The following is an 18,492-nucleotide window of genomic DNA, read 5'->3' as shown; positions in this document are numbered from 1 at the left end:
ACCAGCAGTACGGCTACGCCAGCCGTCACCACCAGTGCCAGAAGGCTACCGCTCGCGATCAACCATTGAAACAAGCTATGCATATATGGACGTTCGCTTGTCAGCGACTCCTCTTAAGTCAGATGCACCCCAAGGCCGACCCGCTGTTCAGCGGACAAATGCTCAGTTGTTGAATCTGTGCCGACCAGTGTAGCACTAGAAAAATACAACTAGCCATGCCTTCCCGATCAATTTCTTTAGGCGATAATCCCAATGTGGAAGCGGCTTCCGGAACTCGCAAATCTTACGGTTTGGACGATTCCTCCGGCCCGTTTGTTTCGCCCCCCCTCGCGGAATCTCCCCCTCGCCCCGAAAACGCTCCCCACGTCAACTGGCTCTTCGTCGACCTGAACTCCTACTTCGCCTCCGTGGAGCAGCAGGACCGCCCCGAACTGCGCGGTAAGCCGGTCGGCGTCGTCCCCATGCTGGCCGACACAACCTGCTGCATCGCAGCCAGTTACGAAGCGAAAGCCTTCGGCGTCCGGACCGGCACCGTAGTAGCCGACGCCCAACGCATGTGCCCCGGCATCGTCCTCGTCGAGGGCCGCCACGAGCTCTATACCGAATACCACCACCGCGTCGTCGAAGCCGTCGAGTCCTGCGTCCCCGTCACCGCCGTCTGCTCCATCGACGAGATGGCCTGCCGCCTCATGGGACGCGAACGCCCCCTGCTCAATGCCCTCGCCCTCGGCCGAAAAGTCAAAGAAACCATCCGCGAGCGCGTCGGCACCTGCCTGCGCAGCTCCGTCGGCCTCGCCACCAACCGCTACCTCGCCAAGGTCGCCAGCGATATGGAAAAGCCCGACGGCCTCGTAGCCCTCCCCAAAGACATCCTTCCCGAGGCCCTCTCCCGCCTCACCCTCCGCGATCTTCCCGGCATCGGCGCCAAAACCGACAAACGCCTCAACGACCGCGGCATCAACACCATGGCCGACCTGATGGCCCTCGATACCGAGCACGCCGGCCAGCTCTGGGGATCGGTCTGGGGAGAGCGGCTCTGGCACTGGCTGCGCGGCGAAGACTTCGAGATGTCCGAAACCGAGCACCTCAAGTCCCTCAGCCATCAGCACGTCCTCTCCCCCGACATGCGCACCCGCGAAAAAGCCTGGGCCGTCGGCCACAAGCTCCTCCACAAAGCCGCCATGCGCCTCCGCTCCAACCGGCTCTGGGCCTCCAGCGTCGGCCTCGCCGTCGGCTTCTCCGTTCCCCGCACCCCGCAGGGCGCCCCCACCCCCGTCTCCAGCTTCGGGGTTCCGGCCAAAGGATTCCACGCCGAACTCAAAATCATCGAGTCCCAGGACAACCAGACCCTCATCGCCGCCCTGCGCAAACTATGGGATCAGCAGCCCGACACCCCCTCCTATCAGCACCCCTACTTCGTCGGCGTCACCCTCAATGGCCTGGTCCCCGACCGCCTCCACACCCTCTCCCTCTTCGACGCCTCCGAAGATGAACAGAGCCGCGCCAAGCTCCTCAAGGCAATGGACCAGCTCAATCAGAAATACGGCCTCAGCACCCTCGCCCCCGCCACCATGCTCAGCGCTTACAAGGCCGCCCCTACCCGCATCGCCTTCCACTCCATTCCCGACCTGTTTTAGCCAGAACGAACTGCGCCGCCGCCGTCCTCGTCGGGCTTTCTCTTGTGTGACCGCCGCCACAGCCACGCGGGATCACCCTGTTCCATACTTCAGTCCTCTGCCTGTGCGAGGCTCTGCGCAATCTCGCATACCGCATCACAAACGGTTCTATAACCCGAAGCAGCCTGTTAACCAGAAAACTAATAGGGTTTCACCCCCATTCGCTGCAAGCTAATGAAGTCGAAAAAAGTGGCTAAATACAATAAAATAATAAAGTTAACAGCAAACCTATTTAAAGCTTACGTTTTCGCCCCGAACCCGAAGAAAACGCGAATATTGAGCGAAAGGTCTAACCCAATCCGCCGTCCTGTTTTTGTAGAATGTTTATCTATAAGTAAACACTGCGAAGCCCGCCTCCCACTTCCGAAATGGCACCGCCGCTCACCGAGACCCAAATCCGAAAAACATAACTCACATTCGTGACCGACGTCACGCAGAAATGCACCGCGGTAATAGAAGGTAATGGCAAGAGGCCTCCCGCCCGCCAGTCCGCCACTCCGGCGCATCCGGCGGGCCCGCCAGCCTCATCCGGATTCCGGAGAAGCAGAACCCGTTCTGCTTCACCTTTCGTTTCAGGGGCCTGCCATGATTTGTCGTAAATGCGGCGCACCACAGGGACTTCGCCGCGAGAGCAGAAACGGCTTTTTCCAGCGCACCATCTTTCCCTTGTTCGGCCTTTTTCCTTGGGAATGCGTCTTCTGCCGCAAGACTCGTCTCTACTACCAGAAGTATGAGGAACCCGAGATCCGCAATCCCCGGCAGTCCTCGCCGTCAGCCACCGTGCCCGCCCGCCCTGCGCCCAGGCCCGTCCGATCCTGATCCCGCAGCGCCACGTCGCCTGAGCACCCCGGCGCACGTTCCCGCAGTCCTAGCGTCTCGAACTCCGTAGCCTCTCAAACCCAGGGCGCCCGTCGGCGCAACGGGATCAGCACATCCCGCTCCCATACGCGTTCGGTAAGATTACCGATTCCCTGCGCGTAACCTGCTCCTGTATTCTCTAGAAGTGTTGTGCCCCCCGTCTCGACGGGTACTTAGACCTGCGTCACATTCCCCTGGGCTGATACAAATCCCCGCTCCGTCAGGATTCCCCATGAATTGTCGAATCTGTGGCCACCATGAGTTCCACCGCGCCAAAAGACACGGCTTCCTCCGCAAGCGCGTGCTGCCCCTCTTCGGGCTTTATCCCTGGAGGTGCGGCGCTTGCGGCAAACCCCGCCTGCTCCGCGGCCGTCAAGACTCCAAGCCGCAGTCCGCGCGTGCTGACTCGCGATCAAGGAAGCCCGCAGCCTGAGTTCCCTCCTGACTCCGGACGCACCCCGCTTCAGCTTCCCTGCAATATCGGAGACCGCCTCCCTGAGAATGTCGGTATACTGGGCCGCACGCATCCGAGTTCAACCAGATGGAACCTCCTCTCTTTGCGGACCTCGCTCTCTCCCGGCGCCTCGAAGCCGCCGAGGGGTACGCATGCGCGCAGTTTGCTCTGGTCCGCAGGCGTCTCTTTCCTGAGTCCGCCTCCGAGGCCGTCCGCATCGCCGGAGCCGACGTCGTCTATGACGGCGTCGATTCGCCCACCACCCAAACCTTCGGCCTCGGCATGCACCAGGAGGCCACCCCCGACGCTCTCGCCGCAATCGAACGCTTCTTCAGCGAGCGGGGTTCGTCCACCCAGCATGAAATCAGCCCATTCGTTGGAATCTCCACCCTGCGGCTGCTCTGCGACCGCGGCTATCGCCCCATGGAGATCAGCAACGTACTCTATCTGGCCACGCAATCAGCCGACCCGCCACGCGTCGGCGGCCCGCCCTCCGGCGTTGATGTCCGCCTCATCGGCCCCGCCGAAGCCACCCTCTGGACAGAGGTAAGCACCCGCGGCTGGACGCACGAACATCCCGAGCTCAGAGATTTTCTTGACCAGACTGGAGCGCTGCTCACCGCCCGCGAGGGCATGGCCTGCTTCCTGGCCTTGCTGGACGGAATCCCTGCCGCTGCCGGCGCCCTTTCCATCTACCAGGGCATCGCCCTGCTCGCTGGCGCCTCCACCGTGCCGGAACACCGCAGCCGCGGCCTGCAGGCGGCGCTCCTCCAGGCTCGCATCGCCTATGCCCGCGAGCACGACTGCGACCTGGCCATGATGGTGTGCGAGGCCGGCTCCAACAGCCAGCGCAACTCCGAGCGCCAACTCTTCCGCATCGCCTATACCCGCATCAAGTGGCAAAAAACGCTCTGAAACGGCTCATCCGTTCCACGCCTCAGCCGCCGCCCAGGCGTCTCAAGCGCGCGCAGGCTTCGTCGAGCGCCGCATCCTGTTTGGCGAAACAGAACCGCAGCAGGTTCTCGCCGCGGCCTTTGCTGAAGAACGCGCTTCCCGCCACCGCGGCCACGCCCGTAGCCTTCAGCAGTGCCCGCGCCTTCTCCGCAGCCGACAACCCCGGAAGCACCGACGCCTCGGCGAGCACGTAATAGGCCCCCGCGGGCACCGTCGGCGTCAGTCCCGCATCCCGCAGCGCTGAAACCATCCGCTCCCGCTTCGATTGGTGATCCGCGGCAATCTGCTGATAGAAACTCGCCGGCAGCAGTTCCAGTCCCGCCGCCGCGCCATGCTGAAAGGGCGAAGGCGCGCACACGTAAGTCAGATCGTGGAAGTAGGCCATCGCTCCCATCCAGCGCGCGTCCGCCGTCACATAACCCAGCCGCCAGCCGGTGATCGAAAACGTCTTTGAGAACCCCGAAATAACAATGGTCCGCTCCCGCATGCCCGGCAGAGTTGCCGGCGCAACGTGCTCCTGCCCATCGTAGACAAAGTACTCATAGATCTCGTCCGTAAACAGGAACAGGTCAAACTCCAGGCACACCTCGGCAACCGCCTCCGTCTCTTCGCGGGTGAACACCTTTCCGCTCGGATTAGCCGGCGTGTTCAGCAGGATGGCCCGCGTCCGCGGCGTAATCGCCGCACGCAGCGCATCCACGTCGAGCCCAAAATCGGCCTCCGCCAGCGCTACCGGTACCGGCGTGACTCGTTGCGATTTCAGAGTCGCGACGTGATACCCATAGAACGGCTCAAAGAGAATCACTTCGTCACCCGGATTCAGCAGCGCCATAGCTGCGGCATGCAGCCCTGCCGTCGCGCCTGAGGCCACCATCACCTCCGTCTCCGGGTCGTAGTCCAGCCCGTAATCGCCCCGCTGCTTGGCCGCGATCGCCGCACGCAGCCGCGCAATCCCATCCATCCGGGTATAGATGTTGTCCCCGCGCTGAATCGCGGCCAGCGCCTCGGCCTCCACCACCTGCGGCACCGGCGTGTCGCACACACCCTGCGCCAGGTTGATGCCGCCCATGGACTCGCAGGCCGCGCTCATGGCGCGAATCTCTGACTGCACCGCGCCCGGCGCCAGTTCGCTGAGATACAGACGGGAAGAGTTGGCCATGGAAGAAGGAGCTACAAATGTAGGGTTCGGCACGGGGAAGTCCTTTCGGACCATACTACCGAACTGGAAACTCCCCATCCAAATGCCCTGCCAGTCTCCGCCGGCTCCTGCATGGTACGCGCGAACTGGCAGAAGTCGCAGTCTCTTTCCCTTCCTCCGGGCCATATGGTTGCAGCCACGGAAATGATGAAGGGCCCGCTGAAACCGCTCTCGATACTGCTCGTCACATTCTGCGCGGCCGTGTTCGATCTCCCGGCGCAAACGCCCTCTTCCGGCCCACCGGCCTCCGCCGCCCAACCGGCGCCCACGTCCCCCGCCATCCCCAATGTCTCAGCGGAAATGCAGCAGGAGGCGGCCAGATCGGATGTCACCTACCTGCGCTCGTACCTGGTCTACCGGTACGACTACAAGCAGCAGCAACGCGATGTGACCGCCAATCGATTCCGGCTGAGAGGAGTCTATGGATTCGGGCCGCAAAAGCGCCTGGGGGTTGCCGTCACGGTTCCTTTCATCCTCCAGACCAACTCGGCACAGACTGCCTTCGGCCTCGGCGACATCGAACCCCAGTTCGGCGGCAACCTTTACTTAAGCAGGCGTTTCCGAACCGGAGCAGCCGTCGAATTCACGCTTCAGACGGCAACCAACTCGCAACTCGGGGGCAACACCACGATCATCAAACCGGCATGGGGCTTCACGGCAGTCCCCACTGACCGCAACGAGCTCAACTGCGTGTTCAACTACAATCGCTCGATCCACGTGTCTCGCGGCGCTAAGATCGATGAGTTCGAGCCGGACTGCACCATCAATACACGTCGCTTTGGCGCGACCGAGTACGTCGAATGGGATTCCTATTACCAGTTCGCGCAAAACCAGCTGGCGCAAACCATGCAGATCGGGTTTAGCCGCACCTCGCGCAGAGAGAAACAATGCGTGCTTTCTCCCTATGTCTCATTCCCTCTCAACCAGTTCGGCAGGCAGACTCAGTTCATCGTGAAGGTTGGAATGGACATCTCCTGGTTCTCCTCGACGGAACCGAGATGACAGCGCCATCCTCGTCGATCCGAAAAGAGCATGGAGCCGGAAAATGCCGGCCTGCGCATCTTCAACAACCCGCAGTTCGCATTCGTTTATGCATCGTTTACGCCTGAAGCGATACGATACAAGTCGACGAATCCGGACATTGTGACGGTGGGCTGCTTTCATGCGCTGAGTGACTCCCCTGAACGATGACCGCCTTCCACTGCAGTATGCCCACTTTACGAGAAGCGAAGGATACGGACGCAATCGTGACAAGCGCCCTCTCGGCCCGCCGCCCCGAGCGAACGGGCCTTCCTATTCTTCTTCCGCGCCAGTCCGCCATCCTGCTTCTTAGAATCTGCGCCGCTCTCGCCCTCATTGGCGCTATCACTCTTGTCCTGATTCGCTGCGTGCCCATCAACGCCCCCACCGTGGGATTCCTCTACCTGGTGGCGGTGCTGCTGATAGCGACAAAGGGGGGCATTGCTGAATCCACAGCCGCATCCATCGCCGCGATGCTCTGCTTCAACTTCTTCTTTTTGCCTCCGGTCGGCGCGCTGACCATCGCCGATCCCCAGAACTGGGTCGCGCTCTTCGCATTTCTGGCCACCTCCCTGACAGCCAGCCAGCTCTCCGCCCGCGAAAAACGACGGGCCCTCGAAGCAGAAGCCGGAAAAAACGAAATCGAAAGGCTGTATGCGCTCAGCCGCGCCCTCCTGCTCACAGATCCGGCCCAACCCATCGCCACGCAGATTGTTCAGCACATCGCGCAAACCTGCGCCTGTCCCGCCGTGGCCCTATACGTCGCTGACGGTGTCGAAACCTGCATGGCAGGATTCTCGGGGTGCGGCATGGAGGCAAAGCTTCGCGAGTCCGCGGCACGATCGGCGCAGCTGCGCGATCTTGAACACGCGGCCATCATCACTCCCGTACGATTGGGAGGCGAGCCCATTGGCAGCATTGCCGTGTGTGCCGGCATCTTTTCAGATGCGGCGCTGAACTCGTTGCTGAACCTTGTCGCCATCGCATTGGAACGAGCCGCCTCGCAGCGAGCCGTGACTCGCGCTGAAGTGGCACGACAAAGCGAAGAGCTGAAATCGACAATGCTGGATGCGATCGCTCACGAGTTCAAGACACCGTTGACGTCCATCAAGGCAGTTACCACCGATCTGCTATCGTCTTCTCCATCCGAGTTGAATCCGCATCACCAGGAGCTCATCACGATCGTGGATGAGTCGGCCGATCGCCTTGCAAGACTGGTAACGGATGCCATCCAACTCGCCCGAATCGAAGGCGGAACTTTCGGTCTCAATCTGGGCGACTATTTTCCCGGCTCCCTCGTCACTAGCGCGCTTCGCAGAATGAAATCGCAGACGCAGGAGCGCCAAATTGCGCTCTCCGTTCCAGATGACCTGCCCATGGTCAGAGTCGATTCTGATTTGATCCGGCTCGTGATCACGCACGTCCTTGACAACGCGTTGAAATACTCTCCGCCTGACCGCCCCATCGGCATCTCCGGCCGCCTCGCTGACGGAAAGGTGCTCCTCGAGATAGAAGATCACGGCGAAGGGCTCCCGGAAGACGAGCAGGCGCATGTCTTCGAGAAGTTCTACCGGAGCAAGAACAGGCAGCACATTCAAGGGACCGGATTGGGCCTCTCCATTGCCCGTGAGATCATGCGCGCTCACGGCGAGGACATCTGGTTGTCGAGCAATCCAGGCAAAGGATCGCACTTCTTCCTGAGCCTGCCGATTGCCCGGGAAAGCTTTGCCGCATGAGTGTCGCCAGAGTTCTGGTCATCGATGACGACCCGCAGATCCGCCGGGTCATGCGATCCACACTAACCTCTCACGGTTACGAGGTGAATGACGCGCGCTCCGGAGAAGAAGGACTCGAGGAGTTGCGCAGAAGTACGTACGATCTGGTGCTGTTGGATCTGAACATGCCCGGCATGGGCGGAATGGAAACCTGCCGAATGATCCGCTCCGGCCCCGAGATCGCCATCATCATGTTGACCGTCAACAATACCGAGCAACAAAAGGTGCAGGCTCTCGACGCAGGCGCGGATGACTACGTCACCAAGCCCTTCGGCATGCCGGAGCTCCTCGCACGCATTCGCGCCACTTTGCGGCGATTGCCGCAGGGCCCCGATCCATCAGACCTGCGCCCCCTCACCGCGCTCGGTGTGAACATCTCGCTGTCGTCCCGGGAAGTCACAGTCCTTGGGCACACGTCGCGTCTCACCGCGCGGGAATTCGATGTTCTCTCCTACCTTCTCGCACGACCCAACAAAACAATCCCTCATCGCGAGTTGCTGCAGGCTGTCTGGGGTCCGGACTATGGCGATGAGCTCGAGTACCTCAGAGTGTTCATCAACCGCCTGCGCAAGAAAATCGAGCCCGATCCATCCAGGCCTGCCATTCTGCTGACGGACGCCTGGGCCGGATATCGCTTCCATACCCCCCAGTAGCCTCTCCGCGTTCACCCCCTCAGAGTTCAGCTATTTCCCCACGTCACCGGAGTTTATTCCGGCGTTACGAGCCGTTTATGCGCCGTTTAGCTCCTCGGGGGCAACATAGCTTTCGAGTTGATACGAAGAGAGGCACCTATGTTGGACCTTTTCTACCTTGCAATTGCAATCGCATTTTTCGCCCTGCTCTGGGGCTTCACCAAAGTCTCAGAGCGGCTGTAGGAGGACGGAATGGAATACGCCCTTGCCGGTGTGGTCACGGCATTCCTGTTTGTTTACCTGGTCTACGCTCTGCTGCGACCGGAAAAGTTCTGAGGCCATGCCATGACATTGATCGGAATTCTGCAGATCCTGGTCTTCTTCGGGATCATCGTCGCGATCACCAGGCCCGTCGGATCGTATATGTATCGGGTGTTTGAGGGCCAGCGCACGCTTCTGCACCCCGTGTTAGTGCCGATCGAACGGCTCATTTACCGACTCAGCGGCATCAGCCCGGAAGAGGAACAGAGCTGGGTCCAGTATGCGGCGTCGCTGATCTCGCTCAGCATCTTCAGCTTCCTGTTTGTCTATCTCTTTCAGCGCCTGCAGGGTTATCTGCCGTTGAACCCCATGCACTTTTCAACCGCAAATGCTCCCGCCGGCGCCACGCCCATCACCCCGGATCTCGCGTTCAACACCGCTGTCAGTTTCATGACCAACACCAACTGGCAGTCGTACTCGCCCGATGTCACCATGAGTTACATGACACAAATGGCTGCACTCGCCGTGCAGAATTTTGTGTCCGCGGCGGTCGGCATCGCGGTTGCCGTTGCCCTGATCCGGGGGTTTGCCCGCCAGACCGTCAAAACCATCGGAAATTTTTGGGCGGACGTGACTCGCTGCACACTCTATGTTCTGCTGCCCGTCTGCGTGCTCACCACGTTGTTCTTCGTATGGCAAGGCTGCATCCAGAACTTCAAAGGGCCCGTTACCGCGCAGACGCTGGAAGGGGCTCCCCAAACCATCGAGCAGGGGCCGCTCGCCTCACAGCTCTCCATCAAAATGCTCGGCACCAACGGTGGTGGATACTTCAATGCCAACTCCGCCCACCCCTATGAAAACCCCACGCCCCTCTCCAACTATCTCCAGATCGTGCTGATCTTCTCCCTGGGAGCCGGCCTCACTTACATGTTTGGCAAGGCGGTGAAAGATACAAGGCAGGGCTGGGCCATATTCGCCGCCATGTCGACGCTCTTCTTTGTCGGCGTATTCGTCTGCTACTGGGCTGAGCAGCGCGGCAACCCCATGGTCACGCAGATGGGAGTTGCTCATGCCTATGGCAGCTCGCAGCCCGGCGGCAACATGGAAGGCAAAGAAGTTCGATTCGGCATCGCCCAGTCCACCCTGTTTGCGACAGTCACAACCGATGCCAGTTGCGGAGCCATCAACAGCTGGCACGACAGCTTCACGCCGCTGGGCGGCCTGGTTCCGCTGTTCAACATTCAGACCGACGAAGTGATCTTCGGCGGAGTGGGCGCCGGCTTGTACAGCATCCTGCTGTACGCCATCATCGGCGTGTTCATCGGCGGCCTCATGGTCGGCCGAACGCCGGAATACGTAGGCAAGAAAATTGAGCAGAAGGAAGTGAAGATGGCCATCATTGCCGTCCTGGCCACTTCTCTCTGCATCCTCGTATTCACGGCGCTCAGTTCTGTCACTCCCTTTGCCAAAGGCGGCTATTGGAATGCGCTCGGTCCCGCCACCGCCAACACCAGCAACAATGGCGCACACGGGCTGTCGGAAATCCTGTACGCGTATTCAAGCGGCGCCGGCAATAACGGCAGTGCGTTCGCCGGAATCAACGCCAATACTCCCTGGTACAACCTGACCCTCGCCATCGACATGCTGCTGGGCCGGTTCCTCTTCATCATCCCGGCGCTCGCAATTGCCGGAAGCCTCGCCGGGAAAAAGTTGATTCCCGTAACCAGCGGCACACTGCCGACACATGGAACTCTCTTCGTCGTACTTCTCATTGGAACGGTCGTGATTGTTGGCGCACTCACTTACTTCCCCGTTCTGTCGCTTGGACCCCTCGTCGAACACTTCCAGATGCTGAACGGGAAGCTGTTCTGATCACCGATTTGGACAAGGAGCATAAAACATGGCGACCATGGCGGCCAAGCCTCCGGAACGCAACACTGAAATGCGGGAGCACGATTCTTCGGCACTGATCTCCAGAGGGGTTCGTGCGCGCCCTCTCTTCGATCCCGAAATCCTGATGAGAGCCACGAAGGAGTCCTTCCTCAAGCTGAACCCGAAAACCGTGGCCAAAAACCCGGTCATCTTCGTCGTCGAGGTCGGTGCTGCCCTGACCACCGCCATCGTCATCAAAAATGCCTTCACCAGGGGCCCCGAAATCTTCTTCGGCATCCAGATCGCGATGTGGCTCTGGTTCACCGTCCTGTTTGCGAACTTCGCTGAGGCCATGGCGGAAGCGCGAGGCAAAGCCCAGGCCGATGCCCTCCGCAAAACCAAAACCGACGCCACTGCGCAAAAAATCCTGCCGGGCAAAAAGATCGAACAAGTGCCGGCCTCTTCGCTTCGCGCCGGAGACATTGTGTATTGCGAGGCAGGGCATCTGATTCCCGGCGATGGCGACGTCATCGAAGGCATCGCCAGCGTGGACGAGTCCGTCATCACGGGTGAGAGCGCTCCCGTAATTCGCGAATCGGGCGGCGATCGAAGCGCCGTGACCGGCGGAACAAAGGTCCTGTCGGATCACATCACCGTCCGCATTACCTCCAATCCCGGAGAAACCTTCCTCGATCGCATGATCGCGTTGGTCGAAGGAGCAGTCCGCCAGAAAACCCCCAACGAGATTGCGCTGAACATTCTTATCGCCGGCCTGACACTCATCTTCCTGATGGCCGTAGCGACTCTGCCTGCCTATGCCGGGTATTCCATCGCGGCAGTCGGAAAGGGAACCATCCCCACCGTGGCCGTCCTGGTGTCTCTGCTTGTTTGCCTCATCCCGACAACCATCGGCGGCCTCCTTTCGGCCATCGGCATCGCCGGCATGGATCGCGTGATGCAGCACAACGTGCTCGCCATGAGCGGAAAAGCAGTCGAAGCTTCGGGCGACGTGAATACGCTCCTGCTCGACAAGACCGGAACCATCACCCTGGGCAACCGGCAGGCGGTCGAATTCATTCCGGTGGACGGAGTCACCGCGAATGACCTCGCCGATGCCGCGCAGTTGTCCAGCCTTGCGGACGAGACACCCGAGGGCCGTTCCGTGGTCGTTCTGGCCAAACAGAAATACAACCTGCGCGGCCGTGAAGTGGCTGACCATGAGGCCAGCTTCATTCCGTTCTCTGCCTTCACCAGGATGAGCGGCGTCGATATCGATGGGCGCAGGCTGCGCAAAGGCGCCACCGAGGCAATCGCGCGATTCGTGACCGAGACCGGGGGCAGCGTTCCGCCGTCTCTCTCGCAGATTTCCGACCGCATCTCTAGAAATGGCGGCACCCCGTTGGCCGTCGCCGATGGCAGGAAGGTGCTCGGCGTCATTCACCTGAAAGACATTGTCAAAGGTGGCATGAAAGAGCGGCTCGCCTCGCTGCGCAGCATGGGAATCCGTTCCGTCATGATCACCGGTGACAATCCCCTCACCGCGGCGGCAATCGCGCAGGAGGCAGGCGTCGATGACTTCCTTGCACAGGCCACGCCCAGGGACAAGCTCGAATACATCCGCAAAGAACAAGCCGACGGCAGGCTCGTCGCTATGACCGGAGACGGGACCAACGATGCCCCCGCACTGGCCCAGGCCGATGTAGGTCTGGCCATGAATACCGGCACCATGGCCGCCAAAGAGGCCGGCAACATGGTCGACCTGGACAGCAATCCAACCAAGCTGATCGAGGTCGTCGCAATCGGAAAACAATTGCTGATTACGCGCGGCTCGCTCACCACCTTTTCCATTGCGAACGACATCGCGAAGTACTTCGCGATCATTCCCGCAATGTTCGCTCCCATTTATCCCGAGCTGAACGAGCTCAACATCATGGGGCTGCATTCGCCCCAGAGCGCGGTACTCGCAGCGGTCATCTTCAACGCCCTGATCATCATTGCCCTGGTGCCTCTGGCACTGCGCGGTGTGCAGTACAAGCCAGTCAGCGCCGGCCAGATGCTTACCCGCAATCTGCTCATCTACGGGCTGGGCGGAATCATCGCCCCGTTTCCCGGAATCTGGCTCATCGATAGGATCCTCGCCGCCCTTCACCTTGCATGAAACGGAGAAACGACATGCTCAAAGAACTCGCACCAGGATTGAAAATCACCATTGCATTCACAATACTGACGGGCTTGCTGTACCCCGCCGCAATGACGGCCCTCTCCAGCATCATCTTCCCTCATCAGGCAAATGGCAGCCTTGTCACCGTGGCAGGAAAGCTTGTGGGCTCCAGTCTCATCGGGCAGCCGTTCTCAAAGCCCGAATACTTCCACCCCCGCCCCTCCTCCGCCGGAAGCGGCTACGATGCCACCAACAGCGGCGGCTCAAACCTCGGCCCCACCAGCGCCAAACTCCTGCTCGGCACAACCAAACTGGACGAAAAAGGTAAGGAGATCGTCGATTTCGATGGCATCGCGGACCGCCTCGTCCACTACTGCATCGATAACCAGATCCCCTTTACCTCTTCGGCTCCGCTCGACCGATTCAACGATCCACAGGGAAATCTCGATGACGTGAAGCTGATCAAGGCTTTCAATCATCTGAACAATCCCCTCGTCTTCTCTCCCAAAATCCAGATCCCCGCCGACGCGGTCACCGGATCGGCCTCCGGCCTTGACCCCAACATCAGTCCGGCAAATGCGGAGCTACAGGCCGGCCGCGTAGCCAGGTCGCGAGGAGCGTCGTCTGAGCAGATTCGGATGCTCATCGCCAGGGCGACAGATCGACCCGACCTCGGATTCATAGGCGAGCCGCGCGTGAACGTGCTTCTGCTGAATGTTTCTCTTGACCAGCAGTTCCCGCGCCGCAAATAGCAGACCCGACCCGCGCAACCGAAGCGCTACGACCCAGCCTGCGCGGGTCGTCTTCGATCAACCGGCACAACCCGCTCATGGCCCGCCCGGCCCAACCCAGGCCGCTACCGGCCCTGAACCCTGAACCCCGAACCCTGAACCCCGAACCCCGAACCCCGCCCCTGTGTTCCCCATCACAGTCCAACGTCTCTTCGATATGCCACCGTTCCCATGACCCAAACCCGTGGGAATGACGCCATGTTGACCCTCATCGCCGCGCCCGCCGCCCTCACCACCTTCGCTGCAGTCCGTACCCGCGCCCGCCAGCTCGGCCCCAAACGCGTAGGCGTAGTCTTCGCCGACGATGACGTCGTTCTGGCCGCCGCCTCCGACGCCCTCCTCGAAGGCATCGCCCTCCCCGTCCTCCTCGGCGACGAGCCGCGCATCCGCGCCCATGCCGCCTCCCTCGGCCTCGCCCAGCTCCTCCACCACGCCCAATTCATCTCCACTCCCCGCGCCGCACAAACCGCCGTCGCCCTGGCGCGCCGCGGCGAACTCGACATCCTCATGAAAGGCCGCCTGCGCACCGACGAGCTCCTCCACCCCGTCCTCGACAAGCAGAGCGGCCTCCGCACCGGCCACCTCCTCTGCGATGTAGCCACCTGCGAGCTCCCCGGCGACTCCGGCCCTCGGCTCGTGGGCATCAGCGACGGCGGCATCAACGTCGCACCCACCCTCGACCAGAAGCGCCAGATCATCCTCGCCGCCCTCGAGGTTCTGCGCTGCCTCGGCATCACCCAAACCAAAGTCGCCGTCATGAGCGCCCTTGAAGTGGTGATCGATGCCATGCCCTCCACAAAAGAGGCCCGCTCCCTCACCGAACTCGCCGCCACCGGCGTCTTCGGTGAGGCCGAAGTCTACGGCCCCCTCGCCCTCGACAACGCGCTCTTTGAAACCGCTGCCCGCGCCAAAAGCATCACCCATCCGGTTGCCGGCCACGCTGACCTGCTCCTCATGCCCAACATCGAAGCCGGCAACATGCTCGCCAAGTCCGTCATCTTCCTGGCCCGCCTGCCATTCGCCCACGTCGTCGCCGGCGCCGCCGTCCCCATCCTCATCCCCTCGCGCGTGGAGAGCGCGCACGACAAGGTCAACTCCATCGCCCTGGGAGTGCTCTATGCCGCGCGCTGAGTTCACCGTCCTGGCCATCAATCCCGGTTCCACCTCGACCAGGATCGCGGTCTACCTGAACAACTCCGCCGAGTTTGCGCGCACCGTCCTGCACCCGCCGGCAGACCTCCAGCCCTTCCGCGGCCGCCCCGTCCTTGACCAGCTGCCTTTCCGCCTCGCCACCCTCCAACAGGAGCTGCACGCGGCCGGTTACGCACCTCAGGACTTCCATGCCATCGCTGGCCGCGGCGGCCTCCTCCGTCCCGTCCCCAGCGGCGTCTACCGCGTCAACTCGGAAATGCTCGAAGAGCTGCGCCGCGCTCCTCAGGGCGAGCACGCCGCCAACCTCGGCGCCTTCCTCGCCGACGCCATCGCCCAGCAAGCCGGCATCCCCGCCTGGGTCGTCGACCCCGTCAGCGTCGACGAGCTCACCCCCAAAGCCCACATCTCCGGCTCCGCCCTCATCACCCGCCGCTCCCTCTCCCACGCCCTCAACACCAAGGCCGTCGCCCGCCGCTTCGGCCGCGAGATGGGAACACCTTACGAGGAGCTGCGCCTCATCGTCGCTCACCTCGGCAGCGGCATCTCCATCTCCGCCCACGAAAGCGGCCGCATGATCGACGTGAACCTCGCCGGCCAGGAAGGCCCCTTCTCCACCGAGCGCTGCGGCGGCCTGCAACTCCTCGGCCTCGTCGAGCTGTGCTTCAGCGGCCGCTACACCGAGCGCCAGATCTGGGACGCCTGCATCCGCGAAGGCGGCATCTACTCCTACCTCGGCACCAAGGACCTCTGTGAAGTCGAACGCCGCATCGACGCCCACGACAGCCACGCCACCCTCATTTACGCCGCCATGGTCTACCAGATCGCCAAAGAGACCGGCGCCATGGCCACCGTCCTCAACGGCCGCGTCGACGCCATCCTCCTCACCGGCGGCATGGCCCATTCCGAAAAGATCGTCGATCAGCTCCGCACTGCCATCGACTGGATCGCCCCCGTCGTGGTCTACCCCGGTGAAGACGAACTCCAGGCCCTCGCCGAAGGCGCCCTCCGCGTCCTCCGCGGCGAAGAACAGCCCCGCGAACTAGACCCGCAACTGCCCACGGAGCCGCCAGCCATCACCCCGTAGACCAGCCTCTAACGTCGTCATCCTCTCCAACCGTCGTCATCCTCTCCAACCGTTGTCATCCTCTCTAACTCTGTCATCCTCTCTAACTCTGTCATCCTCTTTAACTCTGTCATCCTCTCAAAGGTTGTCATCCTGAGGAGCGAAGCGACGAAGGACCCGCTTTTGAGCCCTCCGCCGCAACGAAGCACCCCGCCTGCCCCAGCTTTCGACTTTGAAACCATCGCAACCACGAACGCCTCCCAATCCCCTGACCCCTGACCCCCGACCCCTGCTCCCTGGCCTCCTCCCTCCCGCGTATAATAAGGTTTCTGGATCGTCACTCCCGCGGCTTGCGCCACGCGTGCTCCCCGCTCACGGACAATGAATGCCCGCTCACATCAAAGATCAGCTTCAAAAAGAAATCTCCGTTCTTGAGCATGAGCTCGCGCATGAGCTGCCCGCTGAGATCAAAAAAGCGGTCGCCATGGGCGACCTCTCTGAGAACGCCGAGTACCACATGGCCAAGCAGCGTCAGGAGTTCGTCAACGCGCGCCTCGGCCAGCTCAAGCGCCGCATGGCCGAGCTCTCCCTCGTCAACCTGGCCAACATTCCGCACGACAAGGCCGGCTTCGGGTCCACCGTCGTGGTCTACGACACCCAGAAAAACGAAGAAATTGTGTACCGCCTGGTCACCAGCGAGGAATCCGATGTGGCCAAAGGACTCATCTCAACCACATCGCCCATCGGCCGCGGCATCGTCGGAAAGCGCGTGGGCGACGTGGCCAGCATCGTGACACCCAACGGCAAACGCGAACTCGAAATCCTCAAGCTCACCACCATTCACGACGAAGCGAGCGCCCGGGAGAGCGCCGAAACCACCCAGCAGTAGCCGAGCGGGTCTTGTGAAAAGGCCGGCTTTATGACTTGCTGATAGTGCCGAACAGAAGAACCTTGTAAGAAGGAAGCAGTAGGAAGGAACGGAAACAAAAGCAATGACCTGGACTGGTGGGTTTGGCAGCGCCTGTGGCTGGCTGTTGGATAAGATCGTTCACGGACTGGCGCTCACCCGCATCTCGCCCAACTTCCTCACCTTCATCGGTCTGGTCATCAACATTGTGGCCGCGTTCTTCTTTGGCCACGCCAGCTCCGTCAATGCCGGCCGCTACTTCTTCTATGGCGGCCTGGTCATCATCGGCGCCGGCCTGTTTGACATGGTCGACGGCCGCGTGGCCCGCCGCACCAATCAGGTCACCGTCTTCGGCGCCTTCTTCGATTCCGTCATCGATCGCTACTCCGACGTGGTCCTGTTCTTCGGCGTCCTGGTCTACTACGCCCGCGTCAACCATTTCCGCTACGTCGTCCTGACCGCCTTCGTCATGGTCACGTCCCTCATGGTCAGTTACACCCGCGCCCGCGCGGAAGCCCTCATCGGCTCCTGCAAGGTGGGCTTCATGGAGCGCCCCGAGCGCATCGTGCTCATCATCCTCGGCGCCCTCTTCCAGTGGGCCGGCGTCATGGCTCCCGTCCTCTGGGTGCTCGCCATCCTCTCCACCATCACCGTGGTGCACCGCATCCAGTACACCTACTGGAACACCAAGCACCTCTCCCCCATGAGCGAGCTTCCCCCCGCCGCGACACCCCCCGTAACCGCCCAGACCGCCAGCCCCGCCGCCCCCGCCCGCGAACCCGTCCTCGCCCGCGAAGACGCCCGCCTCCCCAGCTAGGCAGATCCCCTTTTGCCCATCCTGTCGTCTTTTCTGGCGACAGGATCCTGCTTACGTTTTTGTGGCAATTCTGTGCTTAACGCGAAGTGACTTCCCAGTAAGAACCAAAACCCACGATCCTGAATCCAACCCGCCGCCACCACCGTTACGCTGTCATTTACGCTGTCATTCTGAGGAGCGTAGCGACGAAGAATCCGCGGTTGCCTTTCGGGAACGCCCCTGTCGCCGTGACCATTCTTCAGGTAATCTCCGAGCAGCCCACAACACTATCCCCTTGGCATGCCCAGTTCTCGAGTTCAGATCGTACGCTGACCTGGGAACCACGAACCAACCGTCCTTCCAAAAACCTGTCAAGCCCCCCAACCGGTGGAAAACCACCCTAAACCCCTCAATCCATTCACTAAAAAATATTTCCCAATCGTGTCAAACTACCCACTCGTTTTGCTACGCTTGAAGTAGCTAAGAAAAACCACGCCCGCCGGACGTCTAACCGTCCCGGCGGGCATTTTCTTGTCCCGAAGATCTGCGTGAAAGGAATCAGCTATGAATCAGCCTGTCCGACCCGCTCCCCCCGCCTCCGCCGCCATTCCCACCCTGGACCGGACCATCAACGCCGCCATCCAGCGCTGCTGCGGAGCTTACTACCAGGCCCTCGCCGCCGCCGGCGGCCCCAAAACCTCCGCTGCCCGGGATGCCGCCGAGGAAGCCTTCAGGCGCAACGCGCCCTGGGCCGTCGACCGCCCCTCCACCGCCGCCTTCATCGCCTGCATCACCCACGGCATGGTGCTGCGCGTCTTCTGGAGAGACGACGGCACAAGGCTGATCTCCGCTGCCCGCGCCGCCCTCGTCGCCTTCCCGCCGCCGCCAGTCGACAAAGCCGCCACCCGCCCCGTAGGACGCC

At 61.5% G+C, this 18,492-nt stretch carries 16 protein-coding genes; 15 read left to right on the top strand and 1 reads right to left on the bottom strand.

Annotated elements, in window-relative coordinates; all coding sequences use genetic code 11:
* Positions 1-290 precede the first annotated feature (290 nt).
* Positions 291-1,637, top strand: a complete 1,347-nt coding sequence (locus VGL22_RS06085) for a DNA polymerase Y family protein (protein ID WP_465266005.1) — start codon at positions 291-293, stop codon at positions 1,635-1,637.
* A 1,438-nt stretch (positions 1,638-3,075) separates the two neighbouring features.
* On the top strand, positions 3,076-3,903 hold the full coding sequence (locus VGL22_RS06080) for a GNAT family N-acetyltransferase (protein WP_465266004.1): 828 nt from the start codon (positions 3,076-3,078) through the stop codon (positions 3,901-3,903).
* A gap of 22 nt (positions 3,904-3,925) precedes the next feature.
* Here the strand turns inward: VGL22_RS06080 and VGL22_RS06075 are convergent, their stop codons facing one another.
* A complete protein-coding gene (locus VGL22_RS06075; protein ID WP_465266003.1) occupies positions 3,926-5,134 on the bottom strand; it encodes a pyridoxal phosphate-dependent aminotransferase in 1,209 nt (402 codons plus the stop codon).
* A 150-nt stretch (positions 5,135-5,284) separates the two neighbouring features.
* On the opposite strand from VGL22_RS06075, the gene VGL22_RS06070 reads away from it, so the two are divergent.
* The 13 genes from VGL22_RS06070 to VGL22_RS06010 form a co-directional block, all read left to right on the top strand.
* Positions 5,285-6,142 (top strand): transporter family protein, encoded by an 858-nt coding sequence (locus VGL22_RS06070; RefSeq protein WP_465266002.1) that lies wholly within the window; start codon positions 5,285-5,287, stop codon positions 6,140-6,142.
* 30 nt (positions 6,143-6,172) lie between these two features.
* Positions 6,173-6,331, top strand: a complete 159-nt coding sequence (locus VGL22_RS06065; RefSeq protein ID WP_465266001.1) for a hypothetical protein — start codon at positions 6,173-6,175, stop codon at positions 6,329-6,331.
* A 56-nt stretch (positions 6,332-6,387) separates the two neighbouring features.
* Positions 6,388-7,896: an ATP-binding protein gene (locus VGL22_RS06060; protein ID WP_465266000.1), complete on the top strand. Its 1,509-nt coding sequence runs from the start codon at positions 6,388-6,390 to the stop codon at positions 7,894-7,896.
* Positions 7,893-8,588, top strand: a complete 696-nt coding sequence (locus VGL22_RS06055; protein WP_465265999.1) for a response regulator transcription factor — start codon at positions 7,893-7,895, stop codon at positions 8,586-8,588. Before VGL22_RS06060 ends, VGL22_RS06055 begins: the two co-directional genes overlap by 4 nt.
* 231 nt (positions 8,589-8,819) lie before the next feature.
* Positions 8,820-8,903: a K(+)-transporting ATPase subunit F gene (gene kdpF, locus VGL22_RS06050; RefSeq protein ID WP_465266007.1), complete on the top strand. Its 84-nt coding sequence runs from the start codon at positions 8,820-8,822 to the stop codon at positions 8,901-8,903.
* Between the two features lie 9 nt (positions 8,904-8,912).
* Positions 8,913-10,700: a potassium-transporting ATPase subunit KdpA gene (gene kdpA, locus VGL22_RS06045; RefSeq protein WP_465265998.1), complete on the top strand. Its 1,788-nt coding sequence runs from the start codon at positions 8,913-8,915 to the stop codon at positions 10,698-10,700.
* A gap of 70 nt (positions 10,701-10,770) precedes the next feature.
* Positions 10,771-12,858, top strand: a complete 2,088-nt coding sequence (gene kdpB, locus VGL22_RS06040; protein WP_465266006.1) for a potassium-transporting ATPase subunit KdpB — start codon at positions 10,771-10,773, stop codon at positions 12,856-12,858.
* A gap of 14 nt (positions 12,859-12,872) precedes the next feature.
* Positions 12,873-13,613, top strand: coding sequence for a potassium-transporting ATPase subunit C (locus tag VGL22_RS06035; protein ID WP_465265997.1), 741 nt, complete (start codon positions 12,873-12,875; stop codon positions 13,611-13,613).
* 210 nt (positions 13,614-13,823) lie between these two features.
* The gene (locus VGL22_RS06030) at positions 13,824-14,783 is read left to right on the top strand and encodes a phosphate acyltransferase (RefSeq protein WP_465265996.1); all 960 of its coding nucleotides are present in this window, start codon (positions 13,824-13,826) and stop codon (positions 14,781-14,783) included.
* Complete coding sequence (buk, locus tag VGL22_RS06025; protein WP_465265995.1) at positions 14,770-15,888, top strand: butyrate kinase; 1,119 nt, start codon at positions 14,770-14,772, stop codon at positions 15,886-15,888. The genes VGL22_RS06030 and buk overlap by 14 nt, the downstream gene beginning before the upstream one ends.
* A gap of 364 nt (positions 15,889-16,252) precedes the next feature.
* Positions 16,253-16,756 (top strand): GreA/GreB family elongation factor, encoded by a 504-nt coding sequence (locus VGL22_RS06020; protein WP_465265994.1) that lies wholly within the window; start codon positions 16,253-16,255, stop codon positions 16,754-16,756.
* A gap of 103 nt (positions 16,757-16,859) precedes the next feature.
* Positions 16,860-17,591 carry a CDP-alcohol phosphatidyltransferase family protein gene (locus VGL22_RS06015; RefSeq protein WP_465265993.1) on the top strand — a complete coding sequence of 244 codons (732 nt, stop codon included), beginning with the start codon at positions 16,860-16,862 and terminating at the stop codon, positions 17,589-17,591.
* Positions 17,592-18,134: 543 nt separating this feature from the next.
* Positions 18,135-18,492: hypothetical protein (locus VGL22_RS06010; protein ID WP_465265992.1), on the top strand; the 358-nt coding region annotated here is incomplete at its 3' end.

Source organism: Occallatibacter sp. (assembly GCF_036502485.1).
Classification (GTDB): Bacteria; Acidobacteriota; Terriglobia; order Terriglobales; family Acidobacteriaceae; genus Telmatobacter.
This window is presented reverse-complemented; position numbering and strand designations above follow the sequence as displayed.